This window comes from Clostridium sp. BSD9I1, from assembly GCF_900185645.1.
GTDB lineage: Bacteria > Bacillota > Clostridia > Clostridiales > Clostridiaceae > Clostridium_AK.
The window spans coordinates 15971-34058 of sequence record NZ_FYAM01000008.1; the positions used below are offsets into that span (position 1 = coordinate 15971).

Here is an 18088-nt window from a genome sequence, read left to right on the forward strand (position 1 = left end):
TAAACTATGAAAATAACAGATATAAGAATAGGATTAATTTCAGTACCATTAAAAACACCTTTTAAAACTGCTTTAAGAACAGTAAATAGCGTAGAGGATGTTATAGTTGAGATATATACAGACACAGGCAATATAGGATTTGGAGAAGCACCTCCTACTGGAGTAATAACAGGGGACACCACTGGTGCGATAATTGGTGCAATTAAAGATCATATTAGTAAAACAATTATTGGAATGGATATAGAAAACTTTGAAGAAATAATGTTAATACTAGATAAATGTGTAGTCAAAAATACTAGTGCTAAAGCAGCTGTAGATATAGCTTTATATGATTTATATGGACAACTGTATAAGGCTCCATTATATAAACTTCTAGGTGGATATAGGAAAGAAATTGTTACTGATATAACTATAAGCGTAAATGAACCTGAGGAAATGGTTAAGGATAGCCTAGATGCAATTAAAAGAGGATATGAAACACTTAAGATTAAGGTTGGGAAAGATTCTATAAAAGATATAGAAAGAATGAAAGCTATAAGAAAAGCTATAGGATATGATGTTAAACTTAGAATTGATGCAAATCAAGGATGGAAACCTAAGGAAGCAGTTAAAGTTTTAAGGCAAATGGAGGATGCAGGACTTAATATAGAATTTGTAGAGCAACCTGTAGCTGCACATGATATAGAAGGACTTAAATTTGTAACAGATAATATTTCAATGCCAGTACTTGCAGATGAAAGTGTGTTTTCGCCAGAAGATGCATTAAAAATACTTCAAACAAGAGCTGCAGATTTTGTGAATATAAAACTTATGAAAACAGGAGGACTTCATAATGCACTTAAGATATGTTCTATGGCAGAGATATATGGAGTTGAATGTATGATAGGATGTATGCTTGAGGCAAAAGTAAGCGTTACTGCAGCAGTGCATTTAGCAGCAGCAAAAAGTATCATAACAAAAATAGACTTAGATGGACCTGTACTTTGCAGCGAAGATCCAGTAGATGGTGGCGCAATTTTCAATGAATCTATTATAACACTAGAAAACACTCCAGGCTTAGGAATAAAGAGAATACAAGGGTTAAAGTATATTTAGCTCTTTTATACACATAATACTAAGGCATAGGCACATAAAGGTGTCTATGTCTTCTGTGCTTTGTAGAAAAAATATTAAATAATTATTTTATTGCACTATATGAATGCGATAACTTTAATAAATTATGAAAGACTTACAAGGTTTGCGAAATTTCATAATTTTGTTATAAATATTATGGTATAATAAAGGTTAATAAAATAAGTAAAAGTTTGGGGGTATATTTTTATGAAAGTTATAAAACGTGATGGAAGAATTGAAGAATTTGTGATTGATAAAATAAGAACTTCACTAGCTAGAACTTCTGATGAAGCTAAAAATCCATTAACAGATGGCGACTTAAAGGTTATTGAAGAAAGAATAATGAGAGACTTAATGGCACTTAAAAAAGATAAAATAGAGTCACGCCAAATAAGAGATGTTATACTAGAAAAACTTAATTATTGTGGATTTAGTGGAATAGCTAGGAAATACGAGTCGAGAAAATAAAATGCTTTAAAGAGAAAAATAAGGACATTGCTTTTGTATAATTTTGCATAATTGAATCCCTACCAAGAGAGTTTATCACAGACAAGTTTTACTGGAGGAAAATACTATGGAGTTAAACAAAAAAATTGATGAATTGAAGGAAGAACTTATAAAATCTACTCAAGAAATTATAAGAATAAAAAGCGTTGAGGATGAGCCGAAAAATGGAATGCCTTTTGGAGAAGGAGTAAATAGAGCACTTGAATATGCCCTAAAGATATCTAAAAAATTAGGCTTCAAAACTAAAAACTTAGATGGATATGTAGGATATGCCGAGTATGGAGAAGGAGAAGATTATGTTGCAGTACTTGGGCATTTAGATGTGGTTCCAGAAGGAGACGGATGGATATATCCGCCGTATGCTGCAGAAATTCATGATGATAAGATGTATGGAAGGGGAACTTTAGATGATAAGGGACCTATACTGGCAGCGCTTTATGGACTTAAGGCAATTAAGGATTTAAACTTACCTATTTCTAAAAGGGTGAGAATAATATTCGGAACAAATGAAGAAACAGGATCAAAGGAAATGCATCATTATACAGAAAGAGAAAGTATGCCAGTGTCAGGCTTTACTCCAGATGCTATGTATCCTTTAATACATGCAGAAAAGGGATTAATGAGCTTTAATTTAGTTAAGGACATAAATGCGTGTGGGAATGAAGAAATAAGGATAAATTATATTAGGGGTGGGCATAGAGTAAATATGGTTCCAGATTACTGTGAGGCTGGAATATGGTCAAGGGAAAAAGATGTTATAATACATGCATTAGAAAAATTCAAGGTAAAAAATGATTTTAATATAACTGCTCATATAAAAAGTGATATGGTAGTTATTAAATCAGTAGGAGTTTCAGCTCATGGAAGCACTCCGGAAAATGGAATAAACGCAATAATGCAGTTGTTTAAGTTTTTAGAAACACTTGCATTTGAAAATACAGAATTATATGAGTTTGTTAAATTTATGAATAAATACGTGGGTTTTGAAGTAAATGGAGAATCCTTTGGGGTTTATTTGCAAGATGAGGTGTCAGGGTCTCTTTCTTTTAATATTGGAACAGTGAACTTCCAAGATGAAAAAATATCTATGGGACTTAATTTAAGATATCCTGTAACAAAAACCTTGGATGATGTATTAACTGGACTTAATAAGACTATAAATAAAATAGGGATAAAAGTGGAGAATATGGATCACCAAGCTCCGTTATACTTCTCTAAAGACCATCCGCTAATTAAAAAACTTTTAAGTGTGTACGAAGAAGTAACAGGAGATAGCGGAGAAGCTTTTGCTATAGGTGGAGGAACCTATGCAAAAGAAATGAAAAATATAGTAGCCTTTGGACCAATATTTCCTGGGAAACCTGACTTAGATCACCAAGCTAATGAGTATATTGAAATAGAGGACTTAGTGATGAATGCAAAAATATATGCAAAAGCTATATATGAATTAGCAAAATAAAATGATATTACGACGTTTTTAATGTTGAACGGGGCGTATGAAATTTGCATTTAGGAAAGCGTTCGCTACACAAAAAAACTCTAATATTTCTTCCTTTTAAGGGGCCTAAGCCTTCTAAACTCGCCTACAGCTCAAACAGTAGAAGGCTCTATACGGCGCCTTAAAATCAGAAATAAAGAGCTTTTAATTGCTTACTCAATGCTTTCTACAATGCAAATCCCATACTTGTGTTCAACATTAAAAATATCGTTCAGGCTTACTAACTGAAAGAAGGAATTTCGTTTTGACGAAATTCCCTTAAATTGGCGCTTGCCAAAGGGATGATAAGCCAGCAGACCGATAGGTCGTAAGATATTAAGCATTCTATTTTTTATCAGAAATCTTTTATTGTACTACCTTATCTTTAACTTGTAAATTTTTTATTTATTTAGTGTAAGTTCTTGTAACGTTAAGGACTCCCGTCCTAAAATATTTTAGGAATTCAGTTAGCTGAATTTCTTCCTTCAGCAGTTCACATAAAGAACATTAAAAACCGTCGCAATATTTCTAAAAGGTAAACTATATATACTAAAATATGGGATGTTATGCTATAATTTAATTGTAAGAAAATTAATTAATCTTAAGGGGGAAGCTTAAATTGTTAGCATCAGTTCCATTGATTTATAAGGTTATATTTTTAGGAGCTGCTGGATTTTTATCAGCATTTGTAGATGCTATAGCAGGTGGTGGAGGTCTTATAAGTGTACCTGCATACATGGTTGTAGGATTTCAAACTCACTTTACATTAGGGACAAATAAATTTTCATCTACTTGTGGTACATTAGTTAGCACATGGAATTTCGCAAAATCAGGTAAGGTAGATAAGAGTATATTAAAGATACTTCTTCCATTTACATTTTTAGGAGCAGCAGCAGGGGTTACCACAGTATTGCTTATTGATTCATCAGTTTTAAAACCAATAATACTCATACTTTTGATGAGTGTAGGTGTATATAGTTTTTTTTCAAAATCTATGGGACAAGAAGATAAGTTTGAAGGTACTACTAAGAAAACGTTAATAATAGGAAGTATATTTGCATTCTTTATGGGATTTTATGATGGATTTTTTGGACCAGGAGTTGGTTCTTTTATAATATTTGGCCTTATAAAAATATACGGTTTTGATTTTGTAAGAGCCAGTGGAAATGCAAAAGCCATGAATTTTACAAGTAACTTAACAGCACTTCTTTTATTCGCAATCAACGGAAAGATATGGTATCTAATGGGCATACCGATGTCACTTTGTATGATGCTTGGTGCAAGAGTTGGTACAAAATTTGCATTAAAGAAAGGTGCAAAAGTTATTAAGCCTATATTTGTAACTATGTCATTGGGCGTAGCGTTAAAAATGCTTTATGAAGTAGTAAGACCACTAATCTAGTTAACGATGAATAACTATAGCTGGAGAATAGAGATTGGGGGGACTAGTGACTAAAAGAAATTGGCGACTATCGTTTAGCCGCCAATTTCTTTTAAAAGGTTGTGTTTTAATATCAAGTCGGAATATTCTAATTGATTTAAAACAGAGTCTTTTTTATTTTTAATTTCGGGTGTTTCAGGTATTACGGATGAAGATTTTATATCATAGTAGGTATTTTGCTGAGACAAGTAAAATATATTACCATCCGTAAAGGAGCCATTTCTAAATATAGTAAGTCCTTCTTTAGTGTTAAAAAGGTCTTTTCCCATAATGCAACTGGCTTTCACCCCAAGTATATTTGCTAGGGTTGGATACAAGTCAATCTGACCTCCATACATATTATAAGTACCCTTATACATATCATTAGGAAAGTGAATGAACATAGGTACTTTTTGGATTTCGGCCCATTTTAAATCAGTAAATTTATCTATATTTAAAAAGCTTGCTAATTCATTTTCATTAGTTTTTGTAATTGCATGATGATCACCATAAAGTGTTATAATACTATTTTTTAGTGTACCTTCTTTATCTAACTTATCTAAAAACATTCCCAGTTCTTTATCTGTATAGTGGATTGCCTTAAGATAATCTCCCAGAAGTGTGTTTTCATAAGGTGCTACATTAAACTCATCGTATTTTTTTGTATCATCATAGGGATAATGGCTACTTAATGTAATTAAAAGAGCATAATAAGGCTCCTTTAAAGCTTTCATCTTTTTTAAGCTCTGATTAAAAAAAGATTTATCACTCAGACCAAGTCCTATATTTTCATCTATTGTATAGCTTTTTTCTCCATAAAAGTCATCGAATCCATATTTAGGATATATAACGTTCCTGTTCCAAAAGCTTTCTCTAAAACCATGAAATGCAGTAGCAGAATATCCATTATCTTTTAATAATTTAGGAAGCCCTTTAAACTCATTATTATAGTAAATAGATGTAACGGCACCAGAGTCTGCAGGATATAGGGAGTTAATTGACAAAAATTCTGCATCAGAAGTTCCACCAGAGGCTGTTTGATAGAAGTAATTATTAAAATAAGCACTTTTATTTATCCATTTATTTAAGTTTGGTGTAATTTCTTTGCCATTTATAGAAGTATTTATTACAAAAGCTTGTAGTGCTTCTACTTGAATTACAATTAGATTTTTACCTTTACCAACTCCCTTTAAATTTGAGGAAGTATTTAGGGTTTTGTTTTGTAAAAATCTTTTAATTTCTTCCTCTTTTTCAGGGGATAAGGGGGTTCTTTTGGCAATAGTGTTATTTAGTGAATTAAAAACATCTAAAAAATGATAATTTAAGTTTCCAAGATTTTTAGCTACATAAATTCTATTATACATAGTACTTATAAGTTTAGGTTGATTCAATGAAAGTCTATATATTTTCCATGCATCAATTCCTAAAGCAACTAAAAGTACAAGTGCAAATGAAATAATCCTATATTTTAAAGATGATGTAGTCAAATTTTTGTATTTGTATTTATTTATTTTAGGCACAATAAGAACTATATCTAATAAGAACAATAAATCGGTAATTTTAAATAAGTTTGCTACACTAGATTTTACGTCGCTTAGTAGTTGAAGACCATTTAATATAACTGAAACAGATATTACATCCTTGAAATATCTAAAGTAGTTTAAATCAGCTATTATAAATAATGACATAAATATATTTAATATAAAAAGAAAGTTAGCTCGTTGTTTATCTTTAAAAAGTAAAGCTATAGAAGATATAATCATTACAGATGCAAACACTGCAAGAAAGATATTCTTATAAGTAAAATATTGAGTTTCAATTTGTCTGCCATAAATTAATATTTTTAATGTAAGAATAAATATAAAGAAAATCACATCCATATATTTCAAAAGTTTATTTTTTAAAATTAACATCTTTCAAAGCCCCTTTAAAATGTAATTTGTCTATGTAATAAAATTAGAATATTTTACAAATCATGCAAGTTTAATATTATATATAATAATATCACAAACTAAAGTAAAAGTTCTATTATTAAGAATAATTTTTGCAAGTATGGATTCATAGATTATTATAATACAATAAAATATGAGATATCTCAATAAATTACCATGAACTGATTTATGACAAAATCATATAAATGAACAATATATTAAAACAGCTATTATTTTAAATAATTGTATAGCCATGTATTTACAATAATAAAATACTGGTGCATAATTATATAGTAAAATATAATGAATAGAATTGAGAAGCAACAAAATATCTCAATTTATTTAATATGTGATAATTTATAATCAAATCAAAGATCTCTATAAATTACGCAATTAACAGATTGGAGGATTAATTATGGAAAGTGGAACAGAAAATAATAATGTAGAAGAGGTTAAGGATACAGGTAATATAAAATTTAGTAATTTAATTTCAGCTTCAATTACAGATACAGCTATAATGCTTATAATATCAGGAGTACTTTTCTTTGTTTTACAAGTTATTTTAAGGGTGGCAGGATATAATATATTAAAGCCATACATAGGAACATTTGTCTTAATAATATTTGTTATAGTAAGTATACTTTATTCACCTATAATTAGAACAAAGAAAGCTGCAACAATAGGAGAAAAGGGTTCAAAACTAGAAGTAATAAAAAAAGAAACAGTATAAAGGTTTATGTAGGAATTTAGAGCAATAGCAGAAATGGAGAGATAAAATAAGATGAGAAAAGGTAAGGAATATGAATTTTTAATAGAGGATATAGAATTTCCAGCTACAGGGGTAGCTTATGCAGATGGACTAAAGGTATATATAAAAAATTCCCTACCAGGTCAAAAGGTTTTGGCTAGATTAAGTAAAAAAAGAAGAGAATATGCAGAAGCAAAAGTTATAAAAATTTTAGAAGATGTGGCATTTAAAAGAGAAGCATTATGCCCTATATTTAAAGGTTGTGGTGGATGTAGTTCTCAAGACGTGCCTTATGATATTCAATTAAACTTAAAAGAAAAGCAAGTATTAAGACTTTTCGAAGAAGCAAATTTATCAGGATTTGAATATTTAGGTATAGAAGGCAGCCCTAAAGAAGAAGAGTATAGAAATAAAATGGAGTTCACCTTTGGAGACATGGAAAAGGGCGGAGAACTTACATTAGGAATGCATGCTAAAGGAAGAAGCTTTGGAATAATAACTGCAGATTATTGTAAGATAGTAGATGAGGATTATAGAAATATACTTTCTACTGTTTTAGCTTACTTTAGGGAGCAGGGATTTCCTCATTATAGAATAATGAGTCATGAAGGATATTTAAGAAATTTGGTTATAAGAAAAGCTGATAATACAGGAGAAATACTTATAAACATAGTTACAACTTCTCAAGTAGAATTTAACTTTGCTGAAATAACTGAACTTCTTAAAAACTTAAGTTATAAGGGCACTTTAGTAGGAATATTACATACCATAAATGATTCATTATCTGATACAGTTCAAGCAGATAAGATAGAATTGCTTTATGGAAGAGACTATATTATAGAAGAAATTTTAGGACTTAAATTTAAAATAACACCATTTTCATTTTTTCAAACAAACTCTAAGGGAGCAGAGAAACTTTATAGTATAGTGAAGGAGTTCTTGGGAGATTCAAAATCTAAAAGAGTATTTGATCTTTACTGTGGAACAGGAACTATAGGGCAAATAGTAGCTCCAGATGCCGAAAAGGTAATAGGAATCGAACTTATTGAAGAGGCAGTAAAATCTGCTAATGAAAATGCAAAACTTAATAACTTAAGTAACTGCAAATTTATAGCAGGAGATGTTGCTAAAATTATAAAAACTATAGATGAAAAGCCAGATGTTATAATCTTAGACCCACCAAGACCAGGAGTGCATCCAGTAGCATTAGAATATGTGGTGGATTTTAACGCACCAGATATAATATATGTGTCTTGTAACCCTAAAACTTTAGTTACGGATTTAAAGTATTTAACTGAGCAAGGATATAAAATAGAAAAGGTAAAAGTAAAAGATATGTTTCCTCATACACCGCATGTTGAGACAGTTGTTAAACTTACAAAAATGAGTGACAGCAGTACGGCAAATGGTGAGTGGGAAGAGTTAAAGTTCTAGACTTATAAAAATATGTATTTGTAAATTATGACAAATGAAGGGTGAGTTTCACCCTTCATTTTTTATTCTCTAATCCATGAAAAAACATATTCCATATGCTCAGGCAGCTCTAACTCAGGTTGACATGCTGTATGAAAATGACCTTTAATACCTTTTTCTTTAACCGAAAAATCAAAGTGTGCTGCGGCAATCCCCATATCTACCCTTTGGATATCGTATGAAAAAAAGTCGCTATACCCTGGTTCTTTATATTCATAAAAATGGCACATATCATCTTTAAGAAGAATTCTCCAGGGCTGTTTGTTTGATGCTGATGGTCCTAATCGAACTATTTCCAATGGAAGGGCAAGATCACCAGCTTCTTCTTTAGTAAGAGGTGATTGAAAATCATTTTTATAAAATAATTCATTCCATTCTTTACGATGATCTGCTTGAATCATTTTTCTCATTTCTATTTCTTTTTCATGCTTATTGGCAGTTGCATATCCATATGGTGTTATGATTGGGAAAACTTCTCCTTCTTTAATCTTCATAGCGGCAGCAAAGCCTTCGCGGTCGAATGTTCCTCCTAACCAGCAAGTTCCAAGGCCAAGATGTGCTAAGTAAAGAATTACTGCTTCAAATTCATATCCCAATGCTTCTAATGCCATTGGTTCTAATTTAATAGTTGTTCCGATATATTGACTTGCGCCTTTAATAACGCCGTAGGTTCCAAGTTTTTCTTTATCTTTTATGTCATTGTTATCAAGATAATGAAACTTGACTTTATTACCCAATGGATTATCCAAAGAATCAATAAAAGATTCAATTGCTTTTCTTTTATCCGATTCAATCTCTCGTTCCTGATAGTTTCTTACACTGTATCTTTTTTTTACTGCTTCTTCGATTGAAAAATCAATATTCATTTATAGTTCTCCTTCTAATAATATATTTGATTTTGTTAAATTATATTTTAAACAATCGGTACTATATTGTCAATCAAAATAATGCTATTTTTTCATATATCAATTACTTAAAATGATAAATAATCTAGTACTAAATTGCTACTAGATTTCAAAATTTACACTTGACTGTGACGTAAGGTAATAGCATATTATGTATATAGATAAGGTTGATAGAGCCGCTAGATATAAAGAACTTAATAAATGGGAAATCTAACGAAAGGGAGTGACATATATGAAGAATACACTGATTGTTTATTATTCACTTTTCAAAAACACAAAGAATTTAGCATTAGAAATAGAAAAACAGACTGGTGGTACTATAAGAGAATTAATTCCTGATAAGAATTATTCCTTTGATTATAATACGGCTGCTAAAGAAGTAAGAAATGAAATTTCTCGAGGATTTTGCCCTAAGCTAATATCTGGAAATGAATCAATAGAGGATTATCAAACAATATTTATAGGTTCACCTAACTGGTTTAAAACATTAGCCCCACCAATTATGAGTTTTCTTAGACAACATAATTTTACAGGTAAAACAATAATTCCTTTTTGCACTCATGGAGGCGGTGGATTTGGTGAAATTGAAAATGACATAGCTAAAGAATGCTTAAAATCAATAATTCTACCTGGTATTGCTGTAAACGGTGCTGATGTATCAGAAGAAGTTGCAAATTGGCTTGCGGCAATTCGACATGAATTATAATAAGTTCTAATTTATCAAAGGAGTTTGGAATGAAAATTAATTAAATCCAGTAGGAAAGTTTATTATTGTTTGCTACTGGATTTGGTTTGTTAAAAAGCTTTAAAATAAATACAGAGAAATTTTACGCTTATGGTTTAGAGTTGCGGGTTAAATATATTTATATTTTTTGAAATATAACTGGACGCCCTAACTTCCCCAGGCGGATTGGCTGTGTGCTATATTTATAATTATGATTATCCCAAAGACTTGCAGTTGAAATCTGACTACTATCATAAGTTTTAAAGAAATATTCACAAGTATTTGTATTAATAAAAGCTGTATATTTCGTATAATCATAAGTATTTCGGTCTGTTATAACAACTCCCTTTGGAATGGAAACGCCCTCCATAATATGAAAGCAGGCTATCACTGCCTCTACCCTGTCTTTAGGCATTTCAATATGTGTTTTTTGATATGCCGTTTTTACAAATCGTTCTGGTGATGTATAGCCCCCAGGCAATAACATGGTTCCTCCAGCTTGACCAAATGGCTTTAACTGAACTTTTCCCCAGTATGCTTCACTAGTCTGCTTTGAAGAAACATCCATATAATTTCTTAAATTAGTCATGTGCCAACTGAAATCAGGACTGTTAGCCATAACACCTATGGGATTTTCAAATAATTTCATACCTTTTCCTGTTTGCTCAATAACAACACATTTTCCTCTTTTATCTGTGGCAATCCAATGCAATGGTGCAACTGTTTGTGTTATTGGATCTGGCATGCCAACGAGAGATATTTGCTGAAGTATTTCTTCCAATTCATCTATAGATCCGCATCTTCCCAAAATATAATGGAGAAAATCTAAAGCTGCAACAGGTTCTTTTTTTGTATTCTTCGCAGGTATATTGTATTTTGCATAACCGGCAAAATATAATGCCGCTGCTGCAAATCCCTTTTCATTTACTCCGTCAAAAAAACCAAGTATTCCATCAGCCTCTTGCCCTATTCCTATAAAACTATAGTAATCACAAAATTTATGCATGTTTAAAACATTATTCCATACATAATTTTTCGGTACCACATAAAGCTGTGATTCAATAGGATAAGAAAAATCCATGGTTCGTCCAAAAAAGTTTTCCATTTGTTTGGATTGTAATGTTATTGCTGTACACATATTAATTTCCTCCTTATGAGTTATAAAATTTCATCCAAAAAAAGCATAGCTTATACCAATATTTAAAATCTAAAATTCATCGGTTTTGTAATAAAAGAACTGAACATTTATTAATATGCTTCTTTGGGTTGAAAAATTCGGTTCATCTTAAGAGTTTGCAATAGTGTACAGATACAGCAGCAATATAATAAAAGTATAACTTATTGTAAAAAAGTGCGAATATGATATAATTTATACAAAAGCTTGCATTAATTGACATTAAAGAATAATTTAATGCATTTATGAGAATCAAAATAAAATTTATGAGCCCATGATAAGGCTCTTTTATAGTTTGAAGGCAGAAGTGGGTATTATTGTATAAAAATAAAGTTATATATATTATAAAAAATATTTGCATGGGGAGGAAAACAGATGAAAGAGTATGAAAATGATTATAATTTAGATATTTCTGTCACTATAATTAACAATATAAATGATGGAATAATAGTCACCAATACTAATGGAAAAATTAATATAATTAACAAAATAGCACAGGATATTTTAAATATTGATGAACATTATGGTATAGGTAGGATTATAAGTGACTTAATTCCGGAAGTTCTGGAATTTCAATTACCTAAAAGAAATTATAAAAAAACTAATAAAAATGTAAAGCTTGGTAAAAAAGTAATTCTAATCACTAGAGTTCCAATGATTGAGAATAATGAAATTAAAGAAGTAATATATGTGTTCAAGGATATTACTGAAAAAGAAAGTATAAAAAATGAATTAATAAGTGAAAAAAACTGGAATGATATACTAAAGCAAGCTTTGAATATGGCTTATGAGGGAATAGTAATTGTGGACAAAAATGGATATATAACAATGATAAGTAAGGGATATGCAGAATTTTTAGGAATAGATGATAAAAAAGTAATAGGAAAGCATGCTACAGATGTAATTGAAAATACAAGAATGCATATTGTTGTTAAAACAGGGAAAGAAGAAGAAGCTCAATTACAAAAAATAGGCAATAAATATATGATGGCAACTAGAACGCCTCTATTTATTAATGGAGAAATACAAGGTGCTGTAGGTAAAGTGCTTTTTAAAAATGCAAAAGAATTAGAGTTTTTACACAAGAAATTTAGTAAAGTTCAGAAGGAACTAGAAGCATACAAGGAACAGTTTCAAGAAAAAAATAGTGCTAGATATACTTTTGCTGATATTGTTGGAAATAGTGATGGAATTATGGAGGCTAAAAAGCTATCTAAAAAAGCAGCCTTAACTGATTCCAATGTATTACTTATTGGTGAAAGTGGCACAGGAAAAGAGCTATTTGCACATTCTATACATAAAAATAGTAATAGAAAATACGGACCGTTTGTAAAGGTTAATTGTGGAGCAATTCCATCTGATTTACTAGAATCAGAATTATTTGGATATGAAGGAGGTGCCTTTACTGGAGCTAAAAAAGAAGGGAAAATTGGTAAGTTTGAATTAGCCGATGGAGGAACTATTTTTCTAGATGAAATTGGAGATATGCCACTGCATATGCAGGTTAAACTTTTAAGAGTATTGCAGGAAAAAGAAGTTGAGAGGGTAGGTGGTGTTTCTCCTAAGAATATAGATATAAGGATTATAGCAGCAACTAATCAAAAGCTTGATAGCATGGTAAAGGAAGGAAAGTTTAGAGCTGATTTGTATTACAGGCTTAATGTTGTTACTGTAAGAATTCCACCTTTAAGAGAAAGAAAAGATGATATTATATTATTGTCTAAGTTTTTATGTGATAAAATATCTAAAAAATTAAATAGAGAAAAGTGTATAGTTTCAAATGAAGCTTTAGAATACATGAAAGGCTATAAATGGGAAGGAAATATAAGGCAATTAGAAAATGCAATTGAAAGAGCTATAAATATTATGGAAAATACAAATAACTTATTATTGCCAAAACATTTGCCAAAGGAAATAACAGGAGTTGAAATAGATTTCAATATTTTAAAATTGGAAGATGCTATATGGCAGGCAGAAAGAAATGCAATTATTAATGCTATAAAAATGTGCAAAGGCAATAAACAAAAGGCAGCTAAAGAATTAGGGATAAGTAGAACTACTTTATATGAGAAGGTTAATAAATATAAAATATTATAAAGAATTTAATGAAGATTATGTGAAGTGTATGTGAAATCGTACACATTTTTAAACTTATTTTAAAAGTGTACGATTTTACATACACTTTTTTACTATAATTTCAAGAGTGTAATGATACGCTTACACTTTTTAAATAATTGGCTAAATATTTATAAAATTTGTTTTTTGCTGTTATACTAAGAAATCCAGATAAATCAACATTAAGAAAGAAAAATATAAAGAAAATTTTATATTGGCACGGTTTTTGCTTATTAATTAAAGTGTAGGTTTGTAATCACCATGAGAAAGGAGAGGTATTAATGATTAAAGTAAAAACTGTTTCAGAAGCAGTACAAATGATTAAAAGCGGCAGCACTATTGCCATAGGCGGCTTTATAGGAATTGGACATCCAGAAGAAATAACATCAGAAATAGAAAAAAGTTTTATTAATACAGGAGTACCTAATAATCTTACACTTGTATATGCTGCCGGACAAGGGGATTCAAATGAAAAAGGATTAAATCACTTAGGTCGTGAAGGATTAGTATCGAAAGTAGTAGGGGGGCATTGGGGACTCGCGCCTAAACTTCAAAAATTAGCCTTGGAAAATAAAGTACAAGCATATAACCTTCCTCAAGGTGTAATATCTCATCTTTTTAGAGACATAGCAGCCAAAAAAGTGGGAACAATTACTCATGTTGGTCTTAAAACTTTTGTTGACCCTAGAGTTGAAGGGGGGAAATTAAATAAAGTTACTAAGGAGGATATTGTAAAGGTTGTAAACATTGAAGGAGAAGAAAGACTATTATATAAAGCTTTTCCTATAAATGTTAGCATAATACGAGCTACCTACGCAGATGAAAAAGGCAATCTGTCCTTTGAAAAAGAAGCAGCAACTGTAGAAGCTTTATCAATAGCTCAAGCTGCTAAAAACTCTGGAGGAATAGTAATAGCTCAAGTTCAAGCTGTAGTTAGTAATGGAACATTAGATCCAAAGCTTGTAAAGATTCCGGGAATATGTGTAGATGCCATTGTTGTTTCAAAGCCTGAGAATCATATGCAAACGTTCTCGGAACATTTTAATCCTTCATATTGCGGAGAAGTAAAGGTTCCGTTAAATTCTGTAAAACCTATGGAATTAGATGAAAGAAAAATAATCTCAAGAAGAGCAGCTATAGAACTTACGCCTAATGCAGTAGTAAATTTAGGAATTGGTGTTCCAGAGGGAGTGGCTGCAGTTGCAAATGAAGAAGGTATTGGAGAAATAATGACATTAACTGTAGAGGCTGGTCCGATAGGTGGAGTGCCAGCAAGCGGTTTAAGCTTTGGTGCATCTGTAAATGCCGAGTGTATTTTAGACCAACCTTATCAATTTGATTTTTATGATGGCGGAGGTCTTGATGTAGCATTTTTAGGGTTAGCGCAGTGCGATGAAAAGGGAAATATTAATGTTAGCAAGTTTGGACCTAAAATAGCTGGTTGTGGTGGATTTATTAATATTACGCAGAATTCAAAAAAAGTAATATATTGTGGAACATTTACAGCTGGAGGGTTAAAAATAAAAGTTGAAAATGGAAAGTTAATAATTGCGCAAGAAGGAAAGACTAAAAAGTTCATCAAAGATGTTGAACAAATAACCTTTAGCGGAGAATATGCAAGGGAAATAGGACAACAGGTTCTATATATAACTGAAAGAGCAGTATTTGAGTTAAGGCCAGAAGGATTAGTTTTAACAGAAATAGCTCCAGGCATAAGTTTAGAGAATGATATTTTAGCAAATATGGACTTTGAACCAATAATATCTGAAAACCTTAAAGGTATGGATGAAAGAATATTTAAAGATGAATTAATGGAATTAATTTAATTTATAAAATAAGTGAAAAAGTGAAAGGAGAATTATTATGATAGGTGTTATAGGTATTTTAATTTCTCTAGCATTATTAATGTATTTAGCTTATAGGGGGATCACAGTATTACTTTTGGCTCCAGTACTTGCACTGCTTGCAGTAATATTTTCTGGAGAGATGCCATTACTTGCAACATATACAGAATTATTTATGAAAGACTTTGCAGGGTATGCAAAAACCTATTTTCCACTATTCCTACTCGGAGCAGTATTTGGAAAGATAATGGATGATTCAGGAGCGGCTAAATCCATTGCAAATTTTATAGCACATAAACTTGGAAAAGATAAGGCGATACTTGCAGTAGTATTATCCTGCGCAGTATTAACTTATGGTGGTGTTTCATTATTCGTTGTTGCATTTGCAGTATATCCAATAGCAGTTGAATTATTTAAAGAAGCTAATTTACCAAAAAGACTTATACCTGGAGCTATAGCTCTTGGAGCATTTACTTTTACAATGACAGCATTACCAGGAACTCCTCAAATTCAAAATGCTATACCAATGACTTATTTTGGAACAACTGCTTGGGCAGCACCAGTACTGGGTATAATTGGTTCAATAGTAATATTTGTTTTAGGTATGATGTGGCTTAATAAGAGAGTGAAAACTGCAATGGATGCTGGAGAAGGATATGGAAATCATAAAGAAGAAAGACTTGAATCAGTAGACGTATCTAGTCTTCCAAACATTGTTGTGGCTATTTTGCCAATAGTGGTAGTTTTAGTGTTGAACTATATAATTGGTGTATATTTAGTAAAAATTCCTTCAGAATATCTTAAGTCTTATGGAACATCTATAGATAAAGTAAAAGGATTATGGAGCTTAATTGTTGCTCTTGTTATATCATCAATACTTGCAGTAGTTTTAATGAGAAAGAACTTCAAAAGTATAATAAAGACTATTAATGATGGAGCAATTGGTTCATTACTAGCAATTGCTAATACTTCATCAGAAGTTGGATATGGAAATGTTATTAAAGCATTAGGAGCTTTTGCATTAGTAAAAGGAGCAATACTTGCAATACCAGGAACACCTTTAATTTCTTTGTCAGTTTCAACAAGTGTATTAGCTGGTATAACTGGATCAGCTTCAGGTGGAATGAGTATAGCACTGGGAGCTTTAGGTGATATTTATATGCAAAAGGCAGCACTGTTAGGTATTAATCCAGAGGTAATGCATAGAATAGCAGCTATTGCTTGTGGAGGATTTGATACACTTCCACACAACGGAGCTGTAATAACATTACTAGGAATTACAGGTCTTACACATAGAGAGTCTTATGCAGATATAGGAATGTGTACAGTAGTTATTCCAGTTGTAGCTACAGCGGTATGTATAATTGGAGCTAGTTTTGGATTAGTGTAAAAATAAGGAGGTAATATTTATAATGGGAAAAACAATAAATGAATTAAAGATAGGCGATAAATCATATATAGAAAAGACAATAAGTGAAACAGATGTATATCTTTTTGCAGGAATAACTGGGGATCTAAATCCAGCGCATATAAATCAGATAGAATCAGAAAAAACCATATTTAAGGGCAGAATTGCTCATGGTATTTTAGTATCTGGACTAATTTCAGCAGTTTTAGGAATGCAGTTACCTGGACCGGGGACAATATATTTAGGCCAAGAATTAAAGTTTATGGCGCCAGTAAAAATTGGCGACACAATAAGAGCAGAGGCAGAAATAGTGGAATTAAATACAGAAAAAAATAGAGCTAAATTAAGGACAACCTGTACTAATCAAGATGGCAAAATAGTTATTGCAGGTGAAGCTTTAGTTATGCCGCCAAAAGCATAAATATGATTGGTCTAGTTAATTAATTAACAATGAGGAGGTAAAGTATAATGAATTTTTCATTAACAAGAGAACAAGAATTTGTAAGACAGATGGTAAGAGAGTTTGCTGAAACTGAAGTTAAACCACTAGCAGCAGAAATCGACATAACAGAAGAATTTCCTATGGAAAACGTAAAGAAGATGGCGAGACTTGGAATGATGGGAATACCATTTTCAAAGGAATATGGTGGAGCAGGTGGAGACGTTATATCCTATGCAATAACAGTTGAAGAATTATCAAGAGTTTGTGCTTCAACAGGTGTTATTGTTTCAGCTCACACTTCATTATGTGCATCAGTAATAAATGAACATGGAACACCAGCTCAAAAAGAAAAGTACTTACCAGCACTTGCCAAGGGGGAAAGAATAGGTGCTTTCGGATTAACTGAGCCAAACGCTGGTACAGATGCTGCTGGACAGCAGAGTTTAGCTGTTGATATGGGAGATTACTATTTATTAAACGGTTCAAAGATATTTATAACTAACGGTGGAGTTGCTGAAGTATTCATAGTATTTGCTATGACAGACAGAAGCAAAGGAACAAAAGGAATTTCCGCTTTCATAGTTGAAAAAGGAATGCCAGGATTCTCAATAGGTAAAGTAGAAGAAAAGCTTGGAATAAGAGCATCATCAACTACAGAACTTATATTTGAAGATGTTAAGGTTCCAAAAGAAAACCTACTTGGAAAAGAAGGAAAAGGATTTGGAATTGCCATGAAGACTCTTGATGGAGGAAGAATTGGTATAGCAGCTCAAGCTCTAGGAATAGCTCAAGGAGCATTTGATGAAG

Annotated in this window: 15 protein-coding genes; 12 read left to right on the forward strand and 3 right to left on the reverse strand. The window is 31.4% G+C overall.

Annotation, left to right across the window (positions count from 1 at the left end; translation table 11 throughout):
- The first annotated feature begins 6 nt into the window (after positions 1-6).
- The 4 genes from BSD9I1_RS05145 to BSD9I1_RS05160 all read left to right on the forward strand — a co-directional run bounded on the left by BSD9I1_RS05145 (position 7) and on the right by BSD9I1_RS05160 (position 4499).
- Entirely contained in the window at positions 7-1095 is a 1089-nt protein-coding gene (locus BSD9I1_RS05145) for a dipeptide epimerase (RefSeq protein ID WP_186429438.1), read from the forward strand.
- A gap of 225 nt (positions 1096-1320) precedes the next feature.
- Positions 1321-1581, forward strand: a complete 261-nt coding sequence (locus BSD9I1_RS05150; RefSeq protein ID WP_186429439.1) for an ATP cone domain-containing protein — start codon at positions 1321-1323, stop codon at positions 1579-1581.
- A gap of 106 nt (positions 1582-1687) precedes the next feature.
- A complete protein-coding gene (pepV, locus tag BSD9I1_RS05155; RefSeq protein WP_186429440.1) occupies positions 1688-3079 on the forward strand; it encodes a dipeptidase PepV in 1392 nt (463 codons plus the stop codon).
- Positions 3080-3716: 637 nt separating this feature from the next.
- Positions 3717-4499 carry a TSUP family transporter gene (locus BSD9I1_RS05160; RefSeq protein ID WP_081957073.1) on the forward strand — a complete coding sequence of 261 codons (783 nt, stop codon included), beginning with the start codon at positions 3717-3719 and terminating at the stop codon, positions 4497-4499.
- Between the two features lie 74 nt (positions 4500-4573).
- Here the strand turns inward: BSD9I1_RS05160 and BSD9I1_RS05165 are convergent, their stop codons facing one another.
- Complete coding sequence (locus BSD9I1_RS05165) at positions 4574-6430, reverse strand: LTA synthase family protein (protein ID WP_186429441.1); 1857 nt, start codon at positions 6428-6430, stop codon at positions 4574-4576.
- A 433-nt stretch (positions 6431-6863) separates the two neighbouring features.
- Here BSD9I1_RS05165 and BSD9I1_RS05170 point away from each other — a divergent pair, with 433 nt between their 5' ends.
- Together BSD9I1_RS05170 and rlmD are read left to right on the forward strand one after the other, a co-directional pair.
- Positions 6864-7178 carry an RDD family protein gene (locus BSD9I1_RS05170; protein WP_035305991.1) on the forward strand — a complete coding sequence of 105 codons (315 nt, stop codon included), beginning with the start codon at positions 6864-6866 and terminating at the stop codon, positions 7176-7178.
- Positions 7179-7229: 51 nt separating this feature from the next.
- Positions 7230-8630 (forward strand): 23S rRNA (uracil(1939)-C(5))-methyltransferase RlmD, encoded by a 1401-nt coding sequence (gene rlmD / locus BSD9I1_RS05175; protein WP_186429442.1) that lies wholly within the window; start codon positions 7230-7232, stop codon positions 8628-8630.
- A gap of 62 nt (positions 8631-8692) precedes the next feature.
- Here rlmD and BSD9I1_RS05180 read toward each other — a convergent pair whose 3' ends face one another.
- A complete protein-coding gene (locus BSD9I1_RS05180) occupies positions 8693-9535 on the reverse strand; it encodes a nitroreductase family protein (RefSeq protein ID WP_186429443.1) in 843 nt (280 codons plus the stop codon).
- Positions 9536-9806: 271 nt separating this feature from the next.
- On the opposite strand from BSD9I1_RS05180, the gene BSD9I1_RS05185 reads away from it, so the two are divergent.
- The gene (locus BSD9I1_RS05185; RefSeq protein WP_186429444.1) at positions 9807-10280 is read left to right on the forward strand and encodes a flavodoxin; all 474 of its coding nucleotides are present in this window, start codon (positions 9807-9809) and stop codon (positions 10278-10280) included.
- Between the two features lie 157 nt (positions 10281-10437).
- On the opposite strand, the gene BSD9I1_RS05190 is transcribed toward BSD9I1_RS05185, so the two are convergent.
- Positions 10438-11436: a choloylglycine hydrolase family protein gene (locus BSD9I1_RS05190; RefSeq protein WP_186429445.1), complete on the reverse strand. Its 999-nt coding sequence runs from the start codon at positions 11434-11436 to the stop codon at positions 10438-10440.
- A 411-nt stretch (positions 11437-11847) separates the two neighbouring features.
- Between BSD9I1_RS05190 and BSD9I1_RS05195 the strand changes: the two genes are divergently transcribed.
- From BSD9I1_RS05195 to BSD9I1_RS05215, 5 genes are all read left to right on the forward strand, one after another.
- Positions 11848-13569, forward strand: coding sequence for a sigma 54-interacting transcriptional regulator (locus BSD9I1_RS05195; RefSeq protein WP_186429446.1), 1722 nt, complete (start codon positions 11848-11850; stop codon positions 13567-13569).
- A 299-nt stretch (positions 13570-13868) separates the two neighbouring features.
- The gene (locus BSD9I1_RS05200) at positions 13869-15413 is read left to right on the forward strand and encodes an acyl CoA:acetate/3-ketoacid CoA transferase (protein ID WP_186429447.1); all 1545 of its coding nucleotides are present in this window, start codon (positions 13869-13871) and stop codon (positions 15411-15413) included.
- A gap of 37 nt (positions 15414-15450) precedes the next feature.
- Complete coding sequence (locus BSD9I1_RS05205; protein ID WP_207653883.1) at positions 15451-16821, forward strand: GntP family permease; 1371 nt, start codon at positions 15451-15453, stop codon at positions 16819-16821.
- A 19-nt stretch (positions 16822-16840) separates the two neighbouring features.
- The gene (locus tag BSD9I1_RS05210; RefSeq protein ID WP_186429450.1) at positions 16841-17260 is read left to right on the forward strand and encodes a MaoC family dehydratase; all 420 of its coding nucleotides are present in this window, start codon (positions 16841-16843) and stop codon (positions 17258-17260) included.
- Between the two features lie 47 nt (positions 17261-17307).
- On the forward strand, positions 17308-18088 hold a 781-nt coding region (locus BSD9I1_RS05215), incomplete at its 3' end, for an acyl-CoA dehydrogenase family protein (RefSeq protein WP_186429448.1).